Origin of the sequence: Mesorhizobium sp. AR10, assembly GCF_024746795.1 — a bacterium.
Classification (GTDB): Bacteria; Pseudomonadota; Alphaproteobacteria; order Rhizobiales; family Rhizobiaceae; genus Mesorhizobium.
This window is the reverse complement of the sequence record NZ_CP080523.1, coordinates 498983-525197: the sequence shown is the minus strand read 5'-3', so window position 1 is coordinate 525197 and position 26215 is coordinate 498983. Positions and strand designations below refer to the sequence as shown.

Here is a 26215-nt window from a genome sequence, read left to right as displayed (position 1 = left end):
TACGGTTCTGGACAGACTGGGTACCTCCTGGCAAGCACGTCCTCGTGCCTGCCTCTCGTTCTCAAGCGCAAGCGATGCCCTCTGATGGGTCTTCGAAAGCTGCGTAGCAGCAGAGCAATTCTCAAACCATCATAGAGGGGCCTCGGATGGCCAACGTTTTGCGTAACTTCATCGAGCGTGCGCCGGCCAACCCGGACTTAATGGTCGCGTTGATGCTGCTTCTAGCCGTAGCTATGATGGTCATGCCAATCCCGATCATGGTGATCGACACGCTGATCGGATTCAATATGGGATTGGCCATACTGCTGCTATTGGTCGCCCTGTATGTCAGCACGCCACTCGATTTTTCGTCGTTGCCCGGCGTCATTTTGATATCCACGGTATTCCGTCTGGCGCTCACCATCGCAACGACGCGACTGATCCTGGCCGAGGGGGAGGCAGGCAGCATCATCCACACCTTCGGCGATTTCGTAATCTCAGGCAATATCGTCGTAGGTTTTGTCATATTTCTGGTCGTGACCATGGTGCAATTCATGGTCCTCGCGAAGGGCGCTGAACGTGTCGCAGAAGTGGCGGCGCGCTTCACGCTCGACGCTCTGCCGGGCAAGCAAATGGCGGTCGACGCAGAGTTACGCAACGGCCACATCGATGCCAACGAATCGCGCAGGCGGCGCGCCACATTGGAGAGGGAAAGCCAACTTTATGGCGCGATGGATGGCGCGATGAAATTTGTGAAGGGCGACGCCATTGCGGGGCTGGTGGTTATCTTCATCAACATGCTGGGTGGGATTTCGATCGGCCTGCTCTCGAAGGGCATGTCGTTCGGCGAGGTGCTGCATCACTATACTCTGCTGACGATAGGTGATGCGTTGATCTCGCAGATTCCGGCCCTGCTGCTCTCAATTACGGCGGCGACCATCGTCACTCGCGTAACTGGGGCTGCAAGTTCCAACCTTGGTACGGACATAGTCAAGCAACTCACCGCCAGTAAGCGAGCATTGCGGCTGGCGGCCTGCGTCTTGGTTGTGATGGGGTTCGTTCCTGGTTTCCCCCTGCCCGTCTTTCTGATCTTGGCCGCAGTCTTCGCCGCGGCAAGCATTGTCAAGGGTGATGTGCCGGGCGCCGGCAAGGTCGATGCTGCAACTGCAGCGCCAGTAGAGAAGGAAACCGTCCCTGCAGAGGCATGTCCGATCGCCTTCTTCCTTGCGCCGAGCCTTACGCATGCGATCGACCAAGTTGAATTACAACAGCACATTGCACGCGTTTCGCAACTAGTCTCAGCCGATCTCGGCATTGTCGTTCCGCGCATCCCAGTCGCGGTCGACCAGCAGCTGCCCGAGTCGCAATTCAGGATAGATGTCGAGGGCGTGCCAGTCGAACAGGATTTGATTAATCCGACACAGCTCACCCTCACAGACGATCTGGCGAGCATTGAATCGAGCGGCATCCCATTTCGGCATGATCCAGAAATGGACAAAATCTGGGTCGAACAAAGCCATGCGCCGGCTCTCAATGCCGCCGGCATCGGGCATCACCGTCCCAGCGAACGCCTCGCGTTGCGTATCCATGCGACCTTGACCCGCTATGCACCGCGCTTGGTGGGCATCCAAGAAACCCGCCATTTGCTGGGTCGCATGGAGCAGGAATACGCTGATCTGGTGAAGGAGGTGCTGCGCACCACGCCAATCCCTCGGATTGCCGATGTGCTGCGCCGCCTGCTGGATGAAGGTATCCCCATCCGCAATACCCGACTCGTCTTGGAGGCATTGGCCGAATGGAGCGAACGTGAGCAAAACGTCGCACTGCTCACGGAATACGTTCGTTCTGGCATGAAGCGGCAGATCTGTCACCGCTATGCCACACACGGAATCGTGCCCGCCTTCGTTATCGAACGTGAGACTGAGGATTTCATGCGCAGCGCGGTTCGGGATTCGGCTGCAGGCCCATATCTCGTGTTAGAGGATCGGCAAAGCGAAGCGCTGCTGTCACAGATGCGTCAGATCCTTTCCAGCGCAGCACCAGGTCAGACCCTCCCTGTCGTATTGACTTCAATGGATGTCCGACGCTTCGTCCGCGGTTTTCTAAGCCGAAACGGGATCGATCTTGCTGTTCTGTCTTATCAGGACCTCGCCTCCGACTTCACGATTCAGCCCGCCGGATCGATCAAGCTCCGACTGGAACCAATATTGGAACATCACGGAAACCGCGCAATATCGGCGTTGCCGCCAACTGACAGCCAAAGCGCTCGATGATAGGGAAAACCAAGCATGAATTCACATGAGAATGCAGTCGCTGCGCCGTACTCAGTTCTCTTCGCAGTGCTCGCCATTCTGCCTCTCGCGGGTTGCGCTAGCTGGAATAAGCCGGGTCTTTCAGTGAAGGAGACATCGCCACCAGAGTTGCTGGGCGCCAATAACATCGATCCGGCTATGCGCGAACGCATTTGGCGCGCAGTCAGTCAGGATTCTCAAGTGCAGGCTTTGCGGGATGATCTGAAGCAGCATCCGGACAATGTCGATGCGGCAATCCGTCTTACGAAGGCCTTGCTGGCGCAGGAACGCGCGCATGAGGCGCTTCAGGTACTCGACAGCGTCTTAGTTGCCGTCCCAGGAAATTTGCGTGCATTGAATGCGAAGGGAGTTGTCTTGGATAACGAGGGGCGGCATGACGCGGCACAAGCGCTATACCGCCAAGCTCTCGAAGCAGAGCCAGAGAATCAGATGTTGCACCATAATCTCAACCTGTCGCTAGCGTTTGACGGGAAGTCCAAACGGAGTGCGTTGGCACCATCGCGATAGAGGCATAGCGGGAGCGCTGTACGCGAGCTGTGACGGCATTGGACCTACACAAGCAGACACAGCAGGTATGCAGGCGGTGTTACGTTAACTGGCGGTCAGCTTTTGGAGCATAGGGCGACGGTATGAACGGTTCGCCCGTTAGCTACAATCGCCACCGCCGCCCGAGGTCATTGCTCACGCGGTCCGGCTTTATTCCGATTTCCGCTGAGCTTGGGTCTGGTTGACGAAATGCTGCTGGAGCGCGGCATTGTGGTCCCCTACGAGACAATCCGTCGTTGGGTCAGGAAGTTCCGGATCGAGTACATTCGACGACTGAGCAGGCGATGATCGACAAAGTATTTGAGACGGTATTGCAGCGCGGGGCGGCGGCTCTTGCAGCGAAGCGGCAATCTGCTGCGGCGTCCCCGCCCTGGTGGTTATGCGGGGCGCATCTATGATGCGACATGGCGCGGCACAAGCGCTATCTTGGCAAGCTCTCGAAACAGAGACGTTGCACTCCGGGAAGTCGAGCGGAGTGCACTGGCACGATCGCGGGCGCGGCAGCCATGGTCGTTCCTGATCCTGCATGCTGCGGCCGAGCCGTCGGGCACATTCCATCCCCTTTGCTAGCCTCACGAGGCGTGCACGCGAGAAGCGATGGCGCTGAGGCGAGCACCGCATGTGTTCGAGCGGGATGCCGGAACTGCACCTGATGTCGAGACGATCTCTTCCATGGCGGGGGCGCTTGTCGCGTGGTGGTAGCAGGTCAGATGGGGGGCTTGAGGCCAACGAGGTGGCGGCCGTCGAGATCGGCACGCCTGTCGCCGCCGGAACCGAGATCCACCGGTTCGGTGGCGCACTCCGGGGGAGCGGATCCGGCAGCCCTGCGTGGGTCACTGTCTGGCGTGTGCGTTCCGGCAGGACTCACAGCCGACACTGTTATGGCCCCTCTGGTTGATCAAGGCTCGCAAATTGCCACCCTGCCATGAATTTCCTCATTGCTCTGACAACTGGCGCTTTCGAGAAGCCGACGAGTCGAAGGTCGTCGAAGGCCAATGAGGGCCGCGGTGATTTGGCCCTCTGGGCGGGGGCAACTGCGGTCGAGCATCCGGACGACAGACTGACTTCGCGGGCCGCGCGGTTCAGCACAAGCGTCAGCGGCTCGCCCGATTGCACAATTTACTCGTTGCCGTTCTCGCACCTCGCGCTCCGTGTTGTCGGGTTTGTCGCGTCCCAAACAGGGTGATGTTTCAGTCGGCGTGCCGCCGCACTCTCAGTTGAGCCATTGAATAGACATTCGGAACGGTTGTTCTGAGGCGCTTCCTGCGCGGGTTGGCATGACTCTTGAGGTTCTCATTGTGCGGCGGCACCTGCCGCGGACCGGCATCACGGATTCATCGTCCTATTTGAGCTCTAGAAAGGAGACAAGGGCGGATATGTCAGCTTACGGTTTGACCGAATTATCTCCAGAAGAAGCCTCTGCAATTTCGGGAGGGCTATTCTGGGGAGTAGTTTCATTTTCCAGGAAAGCCGAGGTTCGATCCGACGCTGACCCGTGGGCGGGGGGCTACGAGCCGGTGCCGGACCGAACCGTCTCAGGCAACGCCGCGTATCTCGTCAAACATTGAGGCATCGGCGCGGCTAAATTGTGGCGAAACCGTGTCACATTGTCACCAATCCCAACAGACACTCCCTCAACGTGACAGGACGTTTCGCAAACAGCGCGGCGCCCCCTACTGGCCGGGCTAAGGACGGCATCGAAAGGTTTACCGGCCGGCGCTTCCAAAAACACTGATCCAGTCGTGCAAAAACGACAGACGAGGTAGACGTTTGATTCCGCATACCTGCCTGGCCAAGCAGTTCGCCGGCCACTGCCTGACCAGCATATCGCAATGTCCATTTTCTGGGGTTGAAATATATCCTTCAACGAAATTCACAGAGACTTAGCGCAAAAAATTGTCGGCAATGATACGCTCGCCACAACATCCAAGTCCCTGGCGGCAAAACCCTGACTTGTTTCATATGTCCGACCGCCGCGCAGCATTTAGTCTTCGATTGAGCGAATGCCAAGAAGAGATCTCATCCTGGTTGAAGGAGATGGAAGTGGCAATGTTTGCTTATGCTACCCGGATTGGTGCTGACCGATGATGACACTGGTCAGACGTCTGCGGACGGCAGCGCATCTTGATCGCCTTCGAATCCTGGGCCTTTGCGCGCATGCAGACCTAACTGTCTGCGAGCTGGCCGAGATTATGGGTCTGCGTCGCGAGCACGTTCTGCGACACCTTAGGCTGCTCGCCAGAGCCGATTTTCTTTGGTGCGACGATCAACGTCGGTCCTACTATCTGAAAGCAGGAGGCAAGGACGGCGGTCTGGTTCAATTCTTGGTCGATCTCCTGCCCCCCAACCATGGCCATCATAAACGAGACCTACAACGCCTCGAAGCGACGATGCAAGACGCTCGGGCGAAGGGGACCTCCTGCTTAATCGTCGAGACAGACCAACCCAAAAAAGCGGAGCGCGAAACTATCATTGACAACTCCGCCGACGGCGCCATCGCGCAGCCCGACACCTACGGACGGTCTCCCTTGGCCGCGGTCGATTGCCGCGCTCACGAACTGCTTCTTAGACAGGAGCGGCAGGAGCGCACGACGCTCAAACTGATCGCTTCTGAGAACTTCGCCTCTTCGGCCGTGCTGGAAGCGACCGGCTCGATTTTCACGAACAAGTACGCCGAGGGATACCCCGGTGCGCGCTACTACGCGGGAAACGAGATCGTCGATGAGCTTGAGAACCTCGCCATTGAGCGCTTGAAAACACTATTTGGCAGCGAACACGCCAACGTCCAGCCTTATTCCGGCTCGCCGGCCAATCAGGCTGTCTATCGCGCGCTTTTGAGCCCGGGCGACAAGGTGATGGGCTTGTCTCTCCCCGGTGGGGGTCATCTGACACATGGATGGGCCGTCAACTTCTCCGGCGCTGATTACAAACGCGTCCCCTATGGGCTGCACGAAAAGACGCAGCAGATTGACTATCACCGCTTGCGCGAGACGGCCAAGCGGGAACGGCCGAAACTCATTTGGGTCGGCGGAACTGCTTATGCCCGCGTTTTTGACTATGCGGCAATGGCGGAAATCGCTTCGGAGGTGAACTCCTATCTCGTGGCCGACATCGCGCACATAAGCGGCCTCATTGTCGCGGGAGCGCACCCGAACCCCGTCGGCCATTGCGACGTCGTCAGCAGCACGTCTCACAAGTCAATCCGCGGTCCCCGCGGGGGCTTCATTTTGTCAAGGAATGAAGATCGCTATCAGGCGCTCTATCATCCGAAAAGCAAACACAATCTGGCCAAACGTATAGACCGTGCGGTGTTCCCTCTCCTGCAGGGCGGACCGCATATGAATATCATCGCCGCTCTAGCTGTCACTTTGCAGGAAGCCGCGAACCCGTCCTTCCGTGTCTACGGTCAGCAGATCGTCAAGAATGCCAAGGCGCTGGCCCAGGCGCTTCTGGAGCGAGGGTATGACCTGGTCACCGGGGGGACTGACAATCACATGCTGATCCTTGATATGCGCGATCGACCACTGTCAGGCAAAGCCTATGCGGAGCGATTGGCAAAGGCAGGCATCATTACGAATTTTAACATGGTGCCGGGCGACCCGCGCCATCCGGCGGTCACAAGCGGAATTCGCCTGGGGTCGCCAGCTATGACGTCCATGGGCATGCGCGAGGCGGAAATGGTGCAGATTGCCGCCTTCATCGACCTGGTCTGCCGCCAGCCCAATGATCCGGATGTCCATGCCTGGGTGCGGAGAGAGGTCGCCGACTTCTGCGCTGCGTTCGAGGTCCCTGGCATCACCGACAGGTAAGGCGGGCAAATCGAAGGTTGCCACCTAACTCCAACATCTGAAGCGAGGACATTCAATGACTAGGCAGTTCGTATTCTCTTCCGAATCCGTCGGCGCGGGACACCCGGATAAGATGGCCGACAACATCTCGGATGCCATCCTGGATGCGATCCTCCGCACCGATCCGAAGGCGCGCGTCGCGTGCGAAGCGTTGGTGAAAACAGGGATGGTCGTTCTGGCTGGCGAGATCACTAGCGATGCGCAGGTCGATTACAGCCAAGTTGCCCGCGAGACGATACTCGATATTGGATACGATGACGATGCCATCGGCTTTGATGGTCGCCGTTGCGCCGTCGTTCTGGCTCTCACCGAGCAGTCGCCCGACATTAGCCAGGGCGTTGACGAGGGACGAGGGCAGGATCTCGACCAGGGAGCGGGGGACCAAGGCCTCATGTTTGGCTTCGCATGCAGCGAGACCGATACACTCATGCCTTTGCCGATCCAACTCGCCCACAGTCTGACGAAAAGGCAGGCGGAGGTGCGGAAGGCGGGACAGCTTGGCTGGCTGCGCCCGGACGTAAAATCTCAAGTGTCCGTCCGCTATGAAGGTTTGCGCCCGGTGGCGCTGGATACCATAGTCCTGTCGACGCAGCATGCGGAGGAAGTCTCACAAGAAACGGTCCGCGAAGGCGTCATCGAGGAGATCATAAAGCCGGTCCTGCCTCCCAACTTGGACACGACGGGGATCAGGTTCCTGGTCAATCCAACCGGCCGGTTCGTGGTCGGTGGGCCACGCGGCGACTGCGGGCTCACCGGACGCAAGATCATCGTCGATTCCTACGGTGGGATGGGTCGTCACGGCGGCGGCGCCTTCTCGGGCAAGGACCCATCCAAGGTTGACCGCTCGGCCGCCTATGCCGCGCGGTACGTCGCAAAGAATGTCGTTGCCAGCGGCCTTGCGGAGGTCTGCGAGGTTCAGCTTGCCTACGCAATCGGCGTGGCTGCCCCGGTGTCTATCCTCGTCAACACTTTCGGGACCGCAAAGATCGAGGAAAAAAAGATCGAGCACCTTATTCTCGATCTTTTCGATCTCCGACCGAAAGGCATCATCAAGATGCTTGATCTCTTGCGCCCGATTTACCGCAAGACCGCGACATACGGACACTTCGGCCGTGAAGAGCCTGAGTTCACATGGGAGAAGACGGACAGAGCTGACGACTTGCTGCGTGAGGCAGGACCGGCAGCTGCGTGAGGCGCCGATGTTGGATCCAGCTACATGCGGCAACCCATTCCAACTCCCGAGACCCGCGCCCGGCCGGCATGGCAGAAGGCCAGCGGACCGTTGAGCGGAGACTTTGATGCCGGAATATGACGTGCTTTGCATCGGCAATGCCATTGTCGACATCATCGCCCAGTGCGACGAGGAATTCCTCGAGACCAACGGCATCATCAAGGGCGCGATGAACCTCATCGACACCCAGCGCGCCGAATTGCTCTACAGCCGCATGGGGCCGGCGATCGAGGCCTCCGGCGGCAGCGCCGGCAACACGGCGGCGGGTGTCGCCAGCTTCGGCGGTCGCGCCGCCTTCTTCGGCAAGGTGTCGAATGATCCGCTCGGCGAAATCTATATCCACGACATCCATGCCCAGGGCGTCGCCTTCGACACCAGGCCGCTCAAGGGCCTGCCGCCGACGGCGCGCTCGATGATCTTCGTCACCCCCGACGGCGAACGCTCTATGAACACCTATCTCGGCGCCTGCGTCGAGCTAGGGCCGGAAGATGTCGAGGCCGACAAGGCTTCCGGCGCCAAGGTCACCTATTTCGAGGGCTATCTGTGGGATCCTCCGCGTGCCAAGGAAGCGATCCGGCAGACAGCGAAGCTGGCGCACGCAGCGGGCCGCGAGGTGTCGATGACGCTTTCGGATTCGTTCTGCGTCGACCGCTACCGCGACGAGTTCCTCGACCTGATGCGTTCGGGCACCGTCGATATCGTTTTTGCCAACAGCCACGAGATCAAGTCGCTCTACCAGACATCGTCGTTCGACGAGGCGCTGGCGCAGATCCGCAAGGATTGCACGATCGCCGCCGTCACCCGCTCGGAAAAGGGCTCGGTCATCGTGCGCGGCGACGAGACCGTGGTCATCCAGGCGACGGCGATCAAGGAACTGGTCGACACGACAGGCGCCGGCGACCTCTATGCCGCCGGTTTCCTGCATGGCTACACGCAAGGCCGCGACCTCAAGACCTGCGGCGATCTTGGCTCACTGGCGGCCGGATTGGTGATCCAGCAGATCGGCCCGCGCCCGCGCCAGAACCTGCGCCGCGAGGCCGAGCAGGCGGGACTCGTCCATCCGCACGTTCCAATCGCTGGCTCTCGCCTTCCCGTTGAGAAGGCTGTCCAGGGACCGCGGGTAAATTGAAACCCCGCGATCCCCGATAGGCGGCGGCTTTCCGTCTGCGTCCAGATCAGCAGAGGGATAATATCTGGGTTCCATCGTGTCTTCGCGGCGGCAGAGCCAAGCCTCGTCTCAATCGGATTTAGGCAGAGAGTTGCTGCTGGGCAACGCGAAACCTTGGCGCCGGAGCCGTGCTTCAGTTCTCCTTTGGCACCACCGTGCCAGATTCTGGCCGGGCGGTTTAAAACACCCACAGAAATCGCGCACCGATCCCTCGCGGTCGACCTGTTCTTCCTTTTTGAATAGTTAGGACCGACACAGGGCAGTTCGCGAGATAGCTGCGTCTCGGCGCTACGCCCTTCAGCTAGCCCGCCTTAGCCCTTTGCGCCTTCTCGGCCGCGGGTCTCAAATGGGCAAGTGCTGCGCATGACTCCCTCATAAGCGGATCGTACGAGACAGATCTCGGCGCCCCCTTCAAGAATTCGTCGCGCATGTCGACCGCAACGGCTGCCTATCATCGCCTCGTTGCTCCCTCCGCCGCCTTTTCCCGTCGAGGCCTCATCGATCGTATTGCCGTACCATCTGTATTGATGCCGTAGCCTTGCCGAAAGCTCCATGCCATACGGATGTTGGCGCAGGCGTCCGCCAGGTCGGGCTTCAGCTCCAAGGAAGCACCTACCCCATCCGAATACCGCGTGGCAGGGACGCGCATGACGGCCGTGCCGATATACTGCCCGGACAAAGCGATGGCTTGATCAAGGTGTGGTTGTCCGGAACCAGCATGACCCGATTGCCGGATCAAAGGTAATGGCAAGCGGATCGGGCTCAATGAACTCGCGACGATCTCCGGCGCCAAACCTGGATCGCCGTGCGGCTGAATAGGGCAGCGTAGAGCATAGGTAGCTCATAATCAAGGTTTGAGACAGGAGCGGCAGCCGACGAGCCGCGCCAGGCGATCGTGCTGGAGTTCTGGATGGTACGCTGGCGGTGTCAGCGGTCCACCAGCCATGCCGGCGGGGATGACGGCGTGGGCAATGCAGTTGACGATGAGCCTTACTGCTTGAGTCTTCCGCAATGCCCAACGAGCTCGCGCAGGAGACCGATCAGGCGTTACCCACTCGTTGTCGGATTTCCGACGATGTCGGACATGAGACTCAACGCTATCAGCGTGATCGCTTGTTCTGAAACGATTTTCTCAGTTGGCACGACACATGCGGTCCTATCCGCAATCGCACTGCCGCGCCGCACCGACTGAGAAGACCTCATCCCATGATCACCCTTTTCGAACATGCGGTCGCCCCCGCAAACACTGAGCTTTCCCAAGCCGACGGAAGCCATTGCGCTTTTCTTTCCTGGGTTGTGCGGACATGACCGCATTCGATTTCCGTCCAACGCTGAATGATCCCGACGACGATCCCTACCTTTGGCTCGAAGATGTGGAAGGCGAACGGGCCCTTGACTGGACCGCCAGCCAGTCGGCAAGGACGCTGAAGCACTGCGGGGGAGCGCGGTTCGAGCGCGACCGCGCGGCTCTGACGATGATTTTCGACCGTTTCGACAGGATTCCCGCGATTACGCGCCGCGGTCAGTACCTCTACAATTTCTGGCGAGATGCCGGAAATCCGCGCGGATTGTGGCGCCGGACCACCCTTGCCGCCTACATGAAGGCGGATCCCCAGTGGGAGCTACTGCTCGATCTGGATGCCCTCGCGGCTAGCGACGGAAAGGACTGGATCTGGGGCGGCGCGTCGATCGAGCCGCAGAGACGCGAAAAGGCCGTTCTGCGCCTGTCGCGCGGCGGCAGCGACGCGGTCGTACATCGCGAATTCGACCTGAGGTCTCGGAGCATTGTCGCTGACGGTTTCAATCTCCCGGAGGCCAAGGGCTTCATTGATTGGCTCGACCCTGACACGCTTCTGCTTTCCAGTGCGCTTGGTGATGGCATGGTCACCCGCTCCGGCTTCGCGCGTACCGTGCGGTTGTGGAAGCGTGGCGCGGATCCCCTCACCGCGCCGGCAATCTTCGAGACCGGCTGTTCCGAATCCCTAGGCGTGTCTGGTCATGTGGACCGCACCGCCGAGAGCGAGCGCCTTTGGTTCATCGAGAATACTGGCTTCTTCGAGCAGATAGTCCGAACCGGCGACAAGAGCGGGCCGAAGATTGAAATCGACTTTCCTCGGGACGCCTGGTGGGGTGTCTTCGGCGATTGGCTGGCGGTAAAGCCGGGCAAACCCTGGACGGTGGGAGGGACGACCTATGCCCCCGACGTACTGATCGGCATCTCGCTTTCCTCATTCATCGCCGGCGAGCGCGGCTTTGTCACCCTGTTCGAACCTGGCGACAGGCGCTCTCTGCAGTCATTTTTCTGGAACGACGGGAAGCTCATCATCTCCTATCTGGCGAACCTCGTTCCGCGTTTCGAGGCGTTCACTCCGGGCCGGCAGGAATGGACGCGTCGAGCCCTGGACACCGTGCCCGCCGAAGGGACTGTCCACCTGTGGTCCCTCGATGCGGAAGATCACGAGACCAATGGAGAGATCCTCGTTTCGGCTCAGGACCCGATCACGCCGCCGCAGCTTCTCCTATTTGACCTCAATGCCGCGCCGCCTCTCGGTAAGCCAGTGATCCTGAAGCTCAACCCGGAGAATTTCGACGCATCCCGACTGACGGTCACGCGCCACGAGGCAGTCTCGATCGATGGTGAGATGATTCCCTATACGCAGGTCGGTCCGGCGGACGGGAAAGGCGATGCCCCGGTTCATCTCACTGCCTATGGCGGGTTCGGCATATCGCTCCTGCCCTCCTACAACTCCGCGCTGGGCAAGCTGTGGCTCGAACGCGGCGGCACGTGCGTGGTGGCGAACATCCGTGGGGGCGGCGAGTTCGGCACCCGTTGGCACGACGCCGGGCGCAGACAGGGCAAGCGTCTCGCCCATGACGATTTCGCCGCCGTTGCGGCCGACCTCGTGCGAAGGGGCATTACGCTGCCGAGGCGGATTGCCGCCGAGGGCGGCTCAAATGGCGGCCTGCTGATCGCCAATATGCTTACCCGCTATCCTGAGCGTTTCGGCGCGCTGTTCTGCACAGTCCCGCTTATCGACATGCGCCGCTACACCAGGCTTTTGGGCGCAAGCGGGATTGACGAATATGGCGATCCCGACAAGCCGGCCGATTGGACTTTCCTAAAGGAAATCTCCGCCTATCACGCCGCGGCGCCAGGGCAGCCCTATCCGCCGATCCTGCTCGCCACCACGAAGCGGGACGACCGCGTCCACCCGGGCCACGCGCGTAAGATGGCCGCAAAGCTGCAGGCTCTTGGCTATCCCGCCTACTTCTACGAGCCCAGCGCGGGTGGGCACAGCCACGGCAAGGACAACCGGGAGCGGGCCGCATTCATTGCCCTGGGCAACAATTTCCTTCGCAGTGCCATCGGCTGGCACGGCGATGGCGTTCGATAGGTGGGCGCGCAACCCGAACAATGACAACGTGTCAAACAAAAGTGAGCACAGATCGGTGATTGTGCGAAGGCGCGAGTAATGTCGGCACAGTCTCGTGCAAGTTAGCATTAGAGGTTGTTTCAATATACATTCACCAGAGGAGATTCTTAGTAGTGCAGTTCATCATTTCTGAAGATAAAGGAGAGAATATCATGGCGAGAAAGCGAATGGGCGTGGCGCGGGGAGTAACAGCGGCCGTCGTCCTGATGATGGTGGGACAGCAGGCCGTCGCGGCGGAGCCTCCGGTAGCCGCAAGCGTCCCGCAGGCAGGGGTCTCGGTCACGGAAGCGCCAAGCCCTTGGCAGATCCGCCTGCGTGGATTGGGGGTCATCACTGAGGATTCGGGCTACGTCAACGGAGTGCCCGGCTCCGGTCTTTCCTATTCGGACACCGTGATCCCGGAACTCGATATCTCGTATTTCTTCACGGACAACATCGCCGCCGAACTCATACTCGGCACCACCTATGCCAACATCGACGGCCAAGGAACGCTCGGCGGGCTGGGCAACATCGGCAAGGTTTGGCTGCTGCCGCCTACGCTCACAGTGCAGTATCATTTTACCGATTTCGGCGCCTTCAAGCCCTATGTCGGTGCCGGCGTGAACTACACGATCTTCTATAACCAGCATGCCGGCAGCGCCGATGCTCTCAAGGTTAAGAACACGTTCGGCACCGCGCTGCAGGTCGGGTTCGACTACATGGTGGATCAACACTGGGGCGTCAACTTCGACGTGAAGAAGCTTTTCCTGAAGCCAGACTTCGACGTCACCGTGGCCGGGGCGAAACTGACGGGCAAGGCCGAGCTCGATCCATGGTTGATAGGCGCAGGTGTCACTTACCGCTTCTGATACGGAAGGCGAAGGTGGCTCTCCGACAGCCGATCTGACATTAAGGGCGCCTCGTGCGCCCTTTTGCCGTCGGCCCGCCGGTCCACTTTTGTCAACCAACCGTCCCCCCAGGTTGTCCGAGCTGTCGGATATGCGACCTATGCCTGCACCAGCACAACATGGGATGTGGAGGCCCCGGACACGCAGCTCAGCCATGACTACACGCCACCGGCTGAGAATAACCCCGACCAGAGGAGCGTCTCGCCGGACGGCAAATGGATCGCCTCTATCGATTGCAGGATGTTGCGCTGAGCCGGGACGGATCCGAGGGCAATTACTACGTCTTTTCGACACTGAGCTGGTCGCCGGACTCGCGCCACCTCGCGGCTTACCGCGTTCGCCCCGGCTACAAGCGGGAGATCCCCTACCTCAATTCGTCGACGGACCAGTTGCAGCGCGAATATTCAACGATGGTCTATCCCAAGCCGGGCATGTCCTTCCGCTGCCCCAGCTGGACCTGTTCGACATTGCCAGCCAGCGCTAGGTCGCGATTGACAACGCCCTGTTCTCGAACCCTTTCGAAGTTTCCTCTCTCCAATGGTGGGAGGAAGGCGCGGCTTCACTTTCGAATATAACCAGCGCGGGCATCAGCTCTATAGGCTCGTCGAGGTAGACGCCGCCACTGCCGCGCGCGCTGCCTGATCGATGAAACCAGTGAGACCTCCGTCGATTACCGGCCGCTGGCGGCGGGGTCAGGAAGGTACCGGAAAAACCTTTCGTCACGATGTCGATGACGGGAAGGAGATCATCTGGGTGTCCGAGCGCGACGGGCACGAGCACCTGTACCTGTTCGACGGACGGACGGGCGCGCTCAAGAGCCAGATCACCCGAGGTGAGTACGTGGTCCGGGGGGTAAACCATGTCGATTCGGTCAGGCGCCAGATCCGGTTCGAGGCGAGCGGGTTGAACCCGCGAGAAATACACCCTCCCGGAACAGTGCGATGCGCAGATGGGTCCAAGGCCTCGTTCCGTCACGGTCATTTTTGAGCAGGCGCCGAACTTGGCCGCAACCGCGGCGGACATCATTCCTTGGATGCCACCGCCAATGACCAAGAGTCGACGAGTCATATCCCGCTGCCCATTTCTTCGCCTGCGGTGTCGCACCAGCTCTCAAGGGAGGTACGACTGATGAATCCAGGATGCTCGGGGTTCGCGTATGGCGAGCGCCCAAGAAGGCTGTTGAGGATGCGACGTGCGCGCCAGGCCAGCAGCCTAAGATTCGGATCGGCCAGCCCGCGCTGCCCGAGGTTCGCGTTCTGTACGAAGATGCGTCTGTCACGCGGTCCGTCCCAGGACACCGAAAAGTCCTCGCCAATAACCATCTCTTTGTCGATCTGTTCCAGCCGGTCCGCGATCGGTTCCAAGAAGCCTGGCACCGCGTTCTCGTAACCGGTGGCCAGGATGACGATGTCGGCCGTGACTTCTTCGATATCGTCAATGCCGCGCTGCAGGGTCAGCCTGTGACCCGCGCCGGCGTTGATGCAGCGCGAGACGTTGCAACCCGGCCGCAGTGTGATTTCGCATCGGTTTGGCTCGAGAAATTCGTGGCGGTACAGCGCCTGATACACAGCGCGCAGCGTGCTTTCCGAAATGCCGTCCGAGGCAAGCACAAAACGCCGAAGGAAGAGCTTCCGCTGCGACTCGCTCATCGCCGCGAAACGATCCGAAAAGCAGGGCATGAACAACTCGTTTGTGAACGGGCTGTTGTCGATGGGCAGGTAGTTTTCGCGCTGTGAGACCCAAGTGATCGAGGCAGGCCGCTGTTCGTTCGGCCGGCTGACAAGATGCAACAGCACCTCGGCTCCCGACTGTCCCCCGCCAACCACGCAGACATCCTTTTTCCGCACTTCTGGATGGATGTGCAGTACATCAGATGAGTGGAACAGGTTGGCCCCAGTCCAGCCCTGAAACTGAGGCGGAATTTGCGCCTGCTTGCCAATGCCGACCACCACGTTTCTGGCGCCAAGAACCGCGTCGTCCGTCCGCACCCGAAACTCGCCGTCAAAGCGGATTTCGCGCACCGTCTTTCCGCCGCGGACAAGCGGATTTTTTTGGAAAGCCCAGTTCAGGTACTGCTCGAACTCAGCTCTGAGCACGGCCTCGAACTGTGCGTTCAGGAAGTGGTACAGACGCCCGTTCTCGTGCAGGTAGTTTACGAAAGTGTAGGCCGATCGCGGATTCACCAGCGTGACCAGATCCTTGAAGTGGCTGACCTGGAGCTCCGAGGAATCGAATGCGCTGCCTGGATGCCAGCGGAAGTCGACTTGCCGATCCAGGAACAGTGCCCCTTGCCCGATTTCCTCGTGTAACTGACACGCAAGGCTCAAATTAGACGGGCCAGCACCGACCCCAATGCAAGAGTGCTCCACTTGTCTTGCTCCTATAGCGTTTCCCAATAAGGGATGTTCGCGGCAAGTATCGGCCATAGCTGTTGGGCTTACCCTCCAGCAGGGATTCTCGACCTTGGTGCCGCTGGATTTGCAGCAGTTTGTCCTCGCGTTCGTGTTGTCGGGTGTGAAGCCCGTGGATCCAGCCCAGTGATAAGATCAACAACTCATGCCGGCGACATGTCGCGCTTGGGCGGATTGTCGTATGTCCGCCACGTCGCCGTCAGCGACATGCTTCCAAGCCTCCCGTATCTAATCGGCGCAGTCGCCCGCCTTGGCCATGATGCGCCGACCTTCGACCGGCTTGGTGACCGTCAAGGCTGCGGTGTTGAATGCAGCGACAGTATTTTTCGATGAGGCTGATCATAGGAGGACATCCGCTGGGGCGTTCTGAATGTCCCCTGCATCGAACGTGCCAGAAGGAAATTATGTCAAACCAACGGGCAGCAGGTTCGTGATCGGGTCGGGTATCTGCTCACGGCAGACTCAGACCAAGTTGCAACGGCCAAAATGTTTAGAGAACGATTCCCCGATAAGCAGATCATTAGTGTTGCCCGCCAGGCCGATCTCACAGCAAAAGTGATTTTGCCTCACGTTCACGATATCCGGTCAATCGAGAAAGCGACTATTGAAGCCTGCCAGTTTGAGGGTGCGGTCATAATCGTGAACGGTGAAAGGGTGGGTAAACGACCAGCTGAATATGCGCCGCCCGAAACCGCAGCGTTGTGCAGACTGTTGCGGATGGAATGCTGGACGAGACAATTAGAGCTTTACTGCATAGGACCAGTGACGCGTCAGACGCGATAAAAGTTCCAAAGGGCAAGGCCGTTCTCCTGGTTGGAAGTGATGCGGGTCGGCAGCTCTCGCCGACTCGCACTTAAGTTTCAAAGCTCGTGCCATTTGCTGAGCTTTGCTGGATGGAACCGCAACAGAGCCGACTCAACCGAGGCCTAGAATGAAGCGCCGATTAGGTGAATGGATAGGCCGCGCGTTCAACGGGTAGAGTGAGGTAAATCGCTCGATGTCTGCGGGGTCGACGTCGACCGGCTCCATTGCCACCATCCACTCGACGTTTTCGGTGCATGGCGGTGTCGTCAATGACCCCTCGTAGGTCCAGTAGCCAAGCGACGCCGGCAGGAGCCCGTTGGGATCGACCTCGTCGACCGCGATCTCCTCGCCTGACTTTCCGGGAAAGGCCGCGGCAAGGCCGGCAAAGCTGACATTTGTCGCGCCCGGCCTCAAAAAGACGCCCAGCACACCCAGACCACCGCTCTGTGTGTCCTTATGAACGAAATGCGCTTCCATCGGGAAGGTCTTGCCCGCCATCTGGTGTTCGCTCGGCGCATGAAAATGGAACTGTACCAGTTCGTAGACACGATCCCCGCGAGTCAGCGTGCTGCCTTCCGGCATATTGATTTGGATGGTGTGGCCGTTGTTCACCATCTTGCCGCCGCCTTTTCCCCAACCGATGGCGATATGTGGAATCTCGGCCTTGACTGCGCTCTTGATATTGATCGGTGATTGCTGCGTGCCTGCCGAGCAGGCGAAATTTTTCTTGTCCAAATCGGCCCAGTGCTCCGGTCCGTCCGGGCCTGTATATCCCCAATGAGTGCTGGCCGCATGCGCGGCTTGAACGCAAACCGGGCATGCGCCGAGGGCGACGAACCCTTTAATCAGATTACGACGATGCATATTGTTTTTGCTCCTTAATGCGAACTGATGTTTCCGATTGCGGCTGTCCTAGCCTGAAAAATTCATGGGGGTTGGTGGATGTGGCGCAAGCCGTTGAAATGACTTAGGATTTGGTTGCTTAAGCCGATCCGAACCATTTCCCGGAGACCACACCCACCATGAACGATCTTACGCTGCCGCTGAGCGGTTTGTCATCAGTCGGCGGCAAGTCCGTCGTCGCCCGTTTCGACGGCGGCATGCTGTCGTCCAACAGCGGCGTTCTGGCTTTGGCCGAGGTGGAAAAGCGGTTGCGGGTGGCCGAGCGTCTGGCGCGTTGCATCGACGATCCGCGCTGCCCGGACCAGGTCGTCCACAGCCTGGCGGACATGATCGGCTTTCGCATGAAGATGATTGCCGCCGGCTACGAGGACGGCAACGACGCCAACCGGCTGCGCCGCGATCCGGTCTTCAAGATGGCCCAGGATGCGCTGCCGTCGGGTCGGGATCTGGCCTCACAATCGACGCTGTGCCGGCTGGAGAACCTGCCCGGCGTGCGGGAGCTGGTCGCCATGGGGCGGGCGATGGTCGATCTCTATTGCGCCTCCTTCCGGCAGGTGCCGAAGCGGATCGTGCTCGACATCGACGACACGTTTGACGCTGTGCACGGAGGCCAACAGCTTCGCCTGTTCAACGCGCATTACGACAATACGGCTTCCAGCCGATCGTAGTGTTCGACGGTGCGGGCCGGTTCGTCAGCGCGATCCTGCGACCGGCCAGGCGGCCGAGCGGGGCTGAGATCCGCCCCCACCTGCGCCGTCTGGTGCGGGCGATCCGGATCAACTGGCCGAACATTCGAATCCTGCTCCGCGGCGATAGCCATTATTGCAGCCCGCAGGTCATCGACTGGTGCCGCGCCAACGACGTCGACTTCATCTTTGGCCTCGCGCCGACCACGACCCTGCGCAAGCATGTCGCGGATCTGGAGGCCAGCACGACGGCGCGCTTCGAAGCGTCGGCCAAGACAGGCAAGGTCCGCAGGTTCAAGGAGTTCGTTGACGGCGCCGCTAGTTGGAGCCGCGTCGAGCGCATCATCGCGCGGGTCGAGGTCGGCGCCAAAGGAGCCGACACCCGCTTCATCGTCACCAATCTGGCCAGTGGCAAGGCCAAGACGCTCTACGAGGACCTCTACTGCCGGCGCGGCGCGGCCGAGAACCACATCAAGTCCTGGAAGACGCATCTTGCCGCCGACCGCACATCCTGCACAAGAGCGACGGCCAACCAGTTCCGGCTCTTCCTGCATGCCGGCGCCTACTGGCTGATGTGGGGCTGCGCGCTGCGATGCCGAAACGCTCGAGCTTTGCCGTCGCCCAATTCGACACGCTGCGATTGCGCCTCATCAAAATCGCCGCGCGGGTGGTCGAGATGAAAACGCAAATCCGCCTGCACCTGCCGACATCCTGCCCCGACCAGCGTATTCTGCGCATCGTCCTCGATCGCATCCCCAACTCGCGACATAACGATGGGGCGCAGACGCCCCGAAACGAACCCGTCGACCGCAACCTGCAAACCCCCGCCTGCCATCACGACGGAGCAATTCCGGCGCCTGACGAGGCGCGTGGAAAAGCACCGCAACGGCGACCACAGCGTCGCTTCAGGCCGTCAAAAGCTTATCGCCGTGCATTAAGGCGGCTAGCAGGCCCCTGATCGCCAATAGGGCGACGCATGTGGTCAAGTGCGGGGCGACGCCTGGCGCAAGCCTTGGCTTCCGTCCATGAAGCAGACTGGCGGCTTCGACCCCGCAACCGCGCTGATTTAGGCTAACCGATTACAGATTGACATTGAGCAGACCTGAACTTGGTGGCACACCAATGACTCGCGGCGGTACCCCATCTAGGGTTGCGTACAATCTTGCGAATTGTTCTCGCCATTCGCGGCGGCAGAGGCAAAAGTGCTTCGACATTCGATCGTGGAACTGGAACATGGCGCCCACGGCAGCCGTCACCAGCGTAGGGGACTTTTCGCCGGGATCGTAGAACTTCTCATTCTCCTCACAGAAACTACGCGGTTTGTCGCGGCCGCTGTCACGGGAGAGTGCGTCCCAGCCTTGTTCGCGACCGATTGATCCTTGCCCTCGCAAGCCAAGGTGGCGTCATCGCCTCGACTAAACGTCGTTCCAGACATTGCTCTTGAAAATCCAAGAGCACGTCGTGACCCTCGCTGCCGAGGGTTTCGGAACTTGAGCTACCCGAATACCCATTGTTATCCCAATACTACTTGTGATACGGCCCACCAAAACCAAGCGCCTTCATATATTTCTCGGCGGAGCTTTGGAAAATCGATTGGTTGGATGGCGCACATTTACGGGATGGATATCTTGATGTCGCGTTCGCCTTTCTGCTTACCAATGCCGCGGCAGCGGCGGATGAGCAGCAAGGATCCGGCGGATGCGGAGGCGAAGATGGGTTTCGGTGTTCTGCAGCACCCCGCGCTGGTCTCTTTAGAGGAAGTGATGATCTAGTCACCCCGACGATGGCGCGTGTTATACGGCGAACAAAAAAAGGCGACGGGCGGCGGCGGGCAGGGACGCTGGCGACCAGCTGCGTTTCTGCGCGTCGGTGGCATGCCTGGCGACATAAACAGGTTGGGGTCCATCGCTACTTCGAACCCAACATGGTCTGAAACCGGTCTGGTCGCCATCTGGTTTATCTCGGAGGTCAGTGTTCATGCACCGGATTGAGATCGCACTGCTGATCACACAGTCGGTCACCAGTAGGTTGTACAGTCCCGCCGGAGGCGGCTGTTGCGGAGGCAGTCCACCCGCCACAAGCGCGGATGAGATCGGTCGCGAATTCAAGCCGCTTGGGCCCTCCGCGACGCGCGGCCGACAGGCAGAATTATCGAAGCAAGTTGCGTGCCGGACTTGCGCCGATGATGCTGCACCACTTCTCCGTGCGAGCGGCCCGGCCAGGTCACGATTTCGTCGGGCTTTCGACATTCTCGTCCAGTCTCAGACACAACATGGTTTGCTGGTAGATACCTCACCTCACCCCACCTCAGTCGCGCAAACGGACCGACCTGCCCTGAACGAACGCGGCAGCCACCTGAGCCAGAGCGGAAGTTGTGACCGCCTGACAGTACGCGCCCGTTGTGCGACCTTCGGGGTGTGATTGGACGCCCACCGCAAACTGCCTGTCTTGCGAGCCCGCGGATTTCCGAGCTTTACGACATAGCCGATCGATACCACTTCGATCCAGGGAACGCTGATACGGTGACCTGGTCGAGCTCAGTACCTTTGCTGAGGGGCGAGTAAACGACTAAAGGCGCGCCCCGCTCCTGCTCGCGCCGAACGGTTGCCTGCGAAGCAGTGAACCCCTGCTTCAAGTCAAATGGCATGGCGCTTGCGATGTAGTCCCTAGAAGGCATCCAGCACATATGAAAGCCACGAACGAACCATGGCCTATACGCGAAGCTGCATGCAAGCGCCTGAGGAAACTATGCCCATTCCGGCTATACATCGAAGTATCATCTCTTCCAGACCTCCGTGCTCGGTAGCTGTCTTGCGCATGGCTGTTCTGGGACCGACGCGCCAATTCATGGCGCTCCCCCAATTGCTGGCCGGTCCTGATCAATGTGTGAGTGTCAAAGAACTCCCAAAAAGGGATGCCCAAGCTGACGTCGGCGCGTCACTGCCAACCACCTTCGGTACTCCGAAATCGGGGCTCTCTCGCAACCCAACAGTTGGCGCGTCACAGCCCTATTTCGTAACTGACCCTTCTAATCACCACGCCTGTTTCCTCGATGACGAGCAGCGGGTCGTCGATGTCCCCTTCAGGCGATCGCCGCAAAAGGCTGTCGGCGCCGCCCGAAGCCACCAAGATCACCTATGTCGACGTCGTTCGGGTGATGAAGACCAGAAGCCAAGATGCTCCCATCCCACGAGAATCGAAGCGGGTCGGGAACCGCAAGGCCTTATCTGGTGCCTGGGGCGCCGAGGCCGACAAATGTCGGCACGCCCAGAAGGCGTGCACAAGTTTTCATTTAAAGGAGCAAGCTGATGACCGTCCACAAGAGGGTTCCCTTCGTCACCTTTCTCACGCGTGTGCGCGATGAGTCAGTTCAGGGGCCCAATCCATATCGCTGGGAAGAAAAGACATCCGACGACTACTTTGCCAGCAAGCGCGTCATCCTGTTCTCGCTACCTGGCGCCTTCACGCCGACCTGCTCGACCTACCAACTGCCCAAATTCGAAGACCTCTATGACGAGTTTGAGAAGGAGGGAATTGAAGCCATCTACTGCCTTTCCGTCAACGATGCCTTCGTCATGAATGCGTGGGGGAAATCCTTGGGCCTGCAGAAGGTACGGCTCATCCCGGATGGATCGGGCGAGTTTACGCGCAAAATGGGCATGCTGGTTGCCAAGGACAATCTCGGCTTCGGTATGCGCTCTTGGCGCTACGCCGCCCTTATCAACAATGGCGTGGTGGAGCAGTGGTTTGAGGAGGATGGTTTCTCCGACAACTGCGAGGCCGACCCCTATGGCGTATCATCCCCGCAGAACGTTCTTGAAACCCTCAAGGCTGCCGCATGACCTAGCAGCGTCAAAGCCTCGCAGATCCCATTGGCCACCGCCAGAGCAACGCTCGACAGGAGTCGCGCCCACCATGCAATCCTCAGCAAGCCTGCTTCAACGTCAGAAGCAATCTATGATTGCGTCGCCTCAACTGATTGAGTCGATCCGATTGCTGCAACTGGCGCATACCGAGCTGCATCAGTACGTGGGGCAGGAAATCGCAAAGAACCCGCTTTTGGAGTTGGCACCAAGCGAGGAAGGGCCGTCTGGAGATGATTGGTCGATTCCGGAAGTGGTTCCCGACATCGGCGTACGTGAAAAGGACTTTGACAAGCCGATCAGTGCCGAGGCCCCGGAAAGGCTCATGCAATCGAAATCGACCGGCAACACAGCCAACGCCCCGCCGGGCGCGGGCAATGCAGTCGACAATTTTTCCGTCTCCGCCGAAACATTGCACGACCACGTCGCGCGTCAGATCGCCCTCACTGCGTTCACATCGCAGGAGAGGCTGATTGCTGGCCAGCTTGCCACTCACCTGGAAGATACTGGCTATCTTCAGGTAAGCCTTGTGGAACTGGCCAGCAGCCTAAACGTCCGGGCGGACGATGTGGAACGGGTGCTCGGAATCTTGCAGCACTTTGATCCACCAGGACTTTTTGCGCGAACGCTCAGCGAATGCCTTGAGATCCAGTTGCGCCAGCGAGACCGGTTCGACCCGGCGATGGCAGCGTTGGTTGCCAACCTTGAGATGCTTGCGCGACGCGATTTTCAGGCATTGAAGCAGCATTGCGGCGTCGATGAAGAAGACCTTCTAGACATGTTGCATGAAATCCGTGCTCTCGACCCCAAGCCTGGAAATCAGTTCCACACCGGAGGGCCGGAATGCGTCATGCCCGAAGTCTGGGTCATGCCCTCGCCTGGCGGTGGGTGGCAAATCGAACTTGATCCGAACACGCTACCCAAGCTGCTGATCAACCATACCTACTTCGCCGAAGTCTCGCGCGCGGCCGTCCAAAATTCGAAAGATCAAGCATTTCTCCACGAATGCTTGCAAAACGCGAACTGGTTAATCCGCAGCCTCGATCAGCGCGCCAACACGATTCTTAAGGTTGCGACTGAAATCGTGCGCCAGCAGGAGGCCTTTTTGGAACATGGCGTCTCCCACCTGAAGCCTCTCAATCTCAGGACTGTCGCTGAAGCGATCAACGTGCACGAGTCGACGGTAAGCCGGGTGACATCCAACAAGTACATGCTTACCCCACGCGGTGTTTTCGAGCTGAAGTACTTTTTCACTGTCGCGATCGCCTCCTGCGAAGGCGGCGACGCGCACTCCGCCGAAGCTGTGCGTCATCGGATCAAAGCGATAGTCGCCGAAGAATCGCTTGCTGACGTGCTTTCCGACGATGATATCGCTGCCCGGCTCAAGGAAACCGGCATCGATGTTGCACGCCGCACCGTCACAAAATATCGCGAAGCGATGAACATCCCCTCCTCTGTGCAACGGCGACGGGAAAAGCGCTTATGGCTAGAGGGCGATCAAGGCTCCGCGGCCTAGCAGCGCTGACGAAAGCGGCGCTTAATCCAAAGCGATCCCGTTCTTGATGTGTGCGAGGCGGCTTTCGCCTTGCTCGGGGCCGAAGCAGCTTTCGAAATCATTGCATTCCCGGCAAGTGGGCGCGGTGCATAGCGAAAAACCTTCGGCCTCGCAGAGTTTGCGGTAGAAGTACTTCTTCCATTTCATGTTTTGGGTGTTGCCGGCTGCCAAGGTCGGAAAATGCGTGGAAAGCAGGCGGCTGAGCTCGGCCCGATTGAGAAGGCCAAGATCCTGCCAGAGATGGTTGTTGCGCATGGCACGCCGGGCGACGATCTTAGCGAACCAGGCGCTCGCCGGGTCGCCCGGCCGGGCATGCGCCAGCAGCAGGCTGTGCAGAAGTTCTTCTTCCATTTCCGGCTTGGGGTCGCATAGCTCGTCCAAGGCGAAGGCGTTCATCGCGGTAGCGCGGAAACTGTGGGTCAGCACGTCGCGCAGCTCTGCGCGCGAAAGGCCAGTCGACTCCGTCGCCGTCGCCTCGCCGGCCTCGACCTCCTCGAGCGCACACGAAAGCACACAGGCAAGCACATGCTGATCGAACCCCCTCTTCAACTCGATCCGCGGCCATTGGCGGGCGCAGAGCCAACCATAGTGATGAGCGAACATGGTGCCGTTCTCCTGGTCGTCTGCCGCGACCTTGTCGGCCGCAACATGCGTCTGGCAGTTCTTTGGGTAAACGCGGGCGCCGCAGCCAATGCAGCGGCCGGCCTGGTCGACGAGCATGATCATGCGGTTGAGCTCGGCGTCGAGGTGTTCGCCCTCGCCGGCACCGAGGGGTTCACTCGCTGATCGACGCTATGGAGGTGCACCGCGCGCGCGAGCAGACCTTGAAGCAGCGGCCGAAGCCGATGCAGGTCGTGCCGTCGAGAGTGGTCAGATATCGCGGCACCCATCTGGAGGCGTCGCGGGTGACGAAAGCGCTCATCGGGAGTTCCCCAATGCATGGAGCTTTCTTGCAGCTGCTGAGCGCCCGGGGTACCGCGGGCATGCGGAAGCCGCATCCTCACTATGCGAGCGGCGTAGTGACACCGCTTCCGGGCCGCAGACCGGAGCCACAGCGATGGATAGCCTGGCAAGGCACTGGTTTGACTGATCTTCGACATAGGTTACCCCCAACCCCATCGCGACAAGCGACCTGGAGAATCCGTCCTACCTTGTGCGCGCGCTTCTGCCCTTTCGAGACGACAAGCAGATGAGGTGGAAGCTCAAGCCGTTGCGGATTTCAAACCCTCGCCTGAGGGAGGGACTTGTTGACCGCCGGGATGATCTTGTCTCCCCAGAGCTCGATCTGGCGCAGCATTGTCTTTTGGTCGAAATCCCCCAATTGGGTCTGAATTGCGATCTGGTCCGGTTTCAGGATATCCATCTCTTCCAGTAGGCGATCAATCACGCGATTCACGCTGCCGATCGGCAGGTTCTCGCGCATAGTCTCCAATGACAGATCCTGCTGCGTCGGCGTTTCCTGCAGCAAATAGCCGTCCAGGCTCTGCTGGCGGCGCTGATGCAGTGCCTCAGACAGCCGGCGCTGGAAGCGGGCATTGTCGAGATAGCTGTTTATCTCTGCCTGGTCGTCGCTGGCATAGCAGCAACGCAGCAGCGATATCTTGGCGTCCGTGACATTCTTACCTTCGGAAGCCGCCGCCTCCTCGATCGATTCGCGCAGCGTGCTCAAAGTCTCTAAGCCGTTGTGGAATGCTGTGACAAAGAAATTGTGTCCCTCGCGATAGGCCCGGCTCATGCGCGGGGGACCGCCGGCGATCCAGATCGGCGGGGTCGGCTTCTGGACGGTGGGCACCGAAATCGCCGTCGGGGGTATCTTCTCATACCGGCCATCGTGCTCGAAGATATTTTGGTTGAGGCCCTTCAGAAGGATGTCCAGATATTCCGAAAAGATGGCCGGCGCCTCATCGATGTTGACGCCGAAGCGTTCGAACTCGAATTGCTGGTATCCCACGCCGACTCCGAGCTCGAGACGGCCGTTCGCCACGACGTCGGCGAAGCCGATCTCGGAAAGCAGTCGCTGCGGGTGATAGAGCGGCAACACGCAGACGGCAGTGCCGAGGCGAATGGTGGTTGTCAGGCCGGCGCAGTGCGCTACCATCATCAAGGGCGACGGAACAAGGCTGTAATTGTTGAAGTGGTGCTCGGCGAACCAAGCGGTGTTGAAGCCAGCCTGCTCCGAAAGAACGGCTTGTTCGATTGAGTTGCGGATGACGCTGTCGGAAGATTGATGATAGCCGCGCTGGGCGGCCAGGATGAAGGTTGCGAATTCCATGGTCTTTCATCTCTCCAGAGGGAATTGGTAGATCAGGGAATGCGATCGGCATGCGCACAGAAGGCTTTGGCCACGGTGTGGATCCGATGCTTGGCGGCGGCATAGTCTTGCGGCAAACCGCTCGCATTCTGCGGTTGCACGCGCGCCCGCGAGCGGGTGGAACTGCTTCGACCGCGATGCGGACGTGTTCGTCGCCGCCGAACATCTTCGATCGTAGACAGCGCTGCGGGCGCGGCGCGGGCCGAGCTTGAAGCCTTGGATGTCGTCGGCTTCGACGAGCCGCAGCCGTCGAATGGCGAATGGCGAATGGCGATAA

Annotated in this window: 14 protein-coding genes and 5 pseudogenes; 13 read left to right on the top strand and 6 right to left on the bottom strand. The window is 59.6% G+C overall.

Features of this window, described 5'->3' with window-relative positions:
* Window positions 1-146: 146 nt before the first annotated feature.
* The 6 genes and pseudogenes from sctV to LHFGNBLO_RS02460 all read left to right on the top strand — a co-directional run.
* A complete protein-coding gene (sctV, locus tag LHFGNBLO_RS02485; RefSeq protein WP_258599945.1) occupies window positions 147-2252 on the top strand; it encodes a type III secretion system export apparatus subunit SctV in 2106 nt (701 codons plus the stop codon).
* A gap of 15 nt (window positions 2253-2267) precedes the next feature.
* On the top strand, window positions 2268-2798 hold the full coding sequence (locus LHFGNBLO_RS02480; protein WP_258598550.1) for a tetratricopeptide repeat protein: 531 nt from the start codon (window positions 2268-2270) through the stop codon (window positions 2796-2798).
* Window positions 2799-2967: 169 nt separating this feature from the next.
* Window positions 2968-3122: pseudogene (locus LHFGNBLO_RS02475) on the top strand (IS6 family transposase); the annotation flags it as partial.
* Between the two features lie 2186 nt (window positions 3123-5308).
* The gene (gene glyA, locus LHFGNBLO_RS02470; RefSeq protein WP_413774630.1) at window positions 5309-6646 is read left to right on the top strand and encodes a serine hydroxymethyltransferase; all 1338 of its coding nucleotides are present in this window, start codon (window positions 5309-5311) and stop codon (window positions 6644-6646) included.
* 55 nt (window positions 6647-6701) lie between these two features.
* Entirely contained in the window at window positions 6702-7877 is a 1176-nt protein-coding gene (gene metK, locus LHFGNBLO_RS02465; RefSeq protein WP_258599942.1) for a methionine adenosyltransferase, read from the top strand.
* Between the two features lie 106 nt (window positions 7878-7983).
* Window positions 7984-8973: pseudogene (locus LHFGNBLO_RS02460) on the top strand (adenosine kinase); the annotation flags it as partial.
* Window positions 8974-9535: 562 nt separating this feature from the next.
* Here LHFGNBLO_RS02460 and LHFGNBLO_RS33585 read toward each other — a convergent pair.
* On the bottom strand, window positions 9536-9901 hold the full coding sequence (locus LHFGNBLO_RS33585; RefSeq protein WP_413774629.1) for a hypothetical protein: 366 nt from the start codon (window positions 9899-9901) through the stop codon (window positions 9536-9538).
* A 487-nt stretch (window positions 9902-10388) separates the two neighbouring features.
* On the opposite strand from LHFGNBLO_RS33585, the gene LHFGNBLO_RS02455 reads away from it, so the two are divergent.
* The 3 genes and pseudogenes from LHFGNBLO_RS02455 to LHFGNBLO_RS02445 form a co-directional block, all read left to right on the top strand.
* A complete protein-coding gene (locus LHFGNBLO_RS02455) occupies window positions 10389-12479 on the top strand; it encodes a prolyl oligopeptidase family serine peptidase (protein ID WP_258599940.1) in 2091 nt (696 codons plus the stop codon).
* A 191-nt stretch (window positions 12480-12670) separates the two neighbouring features.
* On the top strand, window positions 12671-13366 hold the full coding sequence (locus LHFGNBLO_RS02450) for an OmpW/AlkL family protein (RefSeq protein ID WP_258600536.1): 696 nt from the start codon (window positions 12671-12673) through the stop codon (window positions 13364-13366).
* A gap of 132 nt (window positions 13367-13498) precedes the next feature.
* Window positions 13499-14323: pseudogene (locus LHFGNBLO_RS02445) on the top strand (DPP IV N-terminal domain-containing protein); the annotation flags it as partial.
* Between the two features lie 146 nt (window positions 14324-14469).
* On the opposite strand, the gene LHFGNBLO_RS02440 reads toward LHFGNBLO_RS02445, so the two are convergent.
* Both LHFGNBLO_RS02440 and LHFGNBLO_RS02435 read right to left on the bottom strand, forming a co-directional pair.
* Window positions 14470-15831, bottom strand: coding sequence for a lysine N(6)-hydroxylase/L-ornithine N(5)-oxygenase family protein (locus LHFGNBLO_RS02440; protein WP_258599938.1), 1362 nt, complete (start codon window positions 15829-15831; stop codon window positions 14470-14472).
* A 900-nt stretch (window positions 15832-16731) separates the two neighbouring features.
* Window positions 16732-17484: a carbonic anhydrase gene (locus LHFGNBLO_RS02435; RefSeq protein ID WP_258581040.1), complete on the bottom strand. Its 753-nt coding sequence runs from the start codon at window positions 17482-17484 to the stop codon at window positions 16732-16734.
* A gap of 158 nt (window positions 17485-17642) precedes the next feature.
* On the opposite strand from LHFGNBLO_RS02435, the pseudogene LHFGNBLO_RS02430 reads away from it, so the two are divergent.
* From LHFGNBLO_RS02430 to rpoN, 4 genes and pseudogenes are all read left to right on the top strand, one after another.
* A pseudogene (locus LHFGNBLO_RS02430) lies at window positions 17643-18966 on the top strand (IS1380 family transposase); the annotation flags it as partial.
* Between the two features lie 844 nt (window positions 18967-19810).
* Window positions 19811-19981 (top strand): hypothetical protein, encoded by a 171-nt coding sequence (locus tag LHFGNBLO_RS02425; protein ID WP_258599937.1) that lies wholly within the window; start codon window positions 19811-19813, stop codon window positions 19979-19981.
* A gap of 1536 nt (window positions 19982-21517) precedes the next feature.
* On the top strand, window positions 21518-22051 hold the full coding sequence (locus LHFGNBLO_RS02420) for a peroxiredoxin (RefSeq protein WP_258599935.1): 534 nt from the start codon (window positions 21518-21520) through the stop codon (window positions 22049-22051).
* A 73-nt stretch (window positions 22052-22124) separates the two neighbouring features.
* Window positions 22125-23588: an RNA polymerase factor sigma-54 gene (gene rpoN, locus LHFGNBLO_RS02415; protein ID WP_258599934.1), complete on the top strand. Its 1464-nt coding sequence runs from the start codon at window positions 22125-22127 to the stop codon at window positions 23586-23588.
* A gap of 21 nt (window positions 23589-23609) precedes the next feature.
* On the opposite strand, the gene LHFGNBLO_RS02410 is transcribed toward rpoN, so the two are convergent.
* The 3 genes and pseudogenes from LHFGNBLO_RS02410 to LHFGNBLO_RS02400 all read right to left on the bottom strand — a co-directional run bounded on the left by LHFGNBLO_RS02410 (window position 23610) and on the right by LHFGNBLO_RS02400 (window position 25899).
* On the bottom strand, window positions 23610-24230 hold the full coding sequence (locus LHFGNBLO_RS02410; RefSeq protein ID WP_258600535.1) for a nitrogen fixation protein NifQ: 621 nt from the start codon (window positions 24228-24230) through the stop codon (window positions 23610-23612).
* 21 nt (window positions 24231-24251) lie between these two features.
* A pseudogene (gene fdxB, locus LHFGNBLO_RS02405) lies at window positions 24252-24549 on the bottom strand (ferredoxin III, nif-specific); the annotation flags it as partial.
* Between the two features lie 297 nt (window positions 24550-24846).
* The gene (locus LHFGNBLO_RS02400) at window positions 24847-25899 is read right to left on the bottom strand and encodes an LLM class flavin-dependent oxidoreductase (protein WP_258599932.1); all 1053 of its coding nucleotides are present in this window, start codon (window positions 25897-25899) and stop codon (window positions 24847-24849) included.
* Window positions 25900-26215 lie beyond the last annotated feature (316 nt).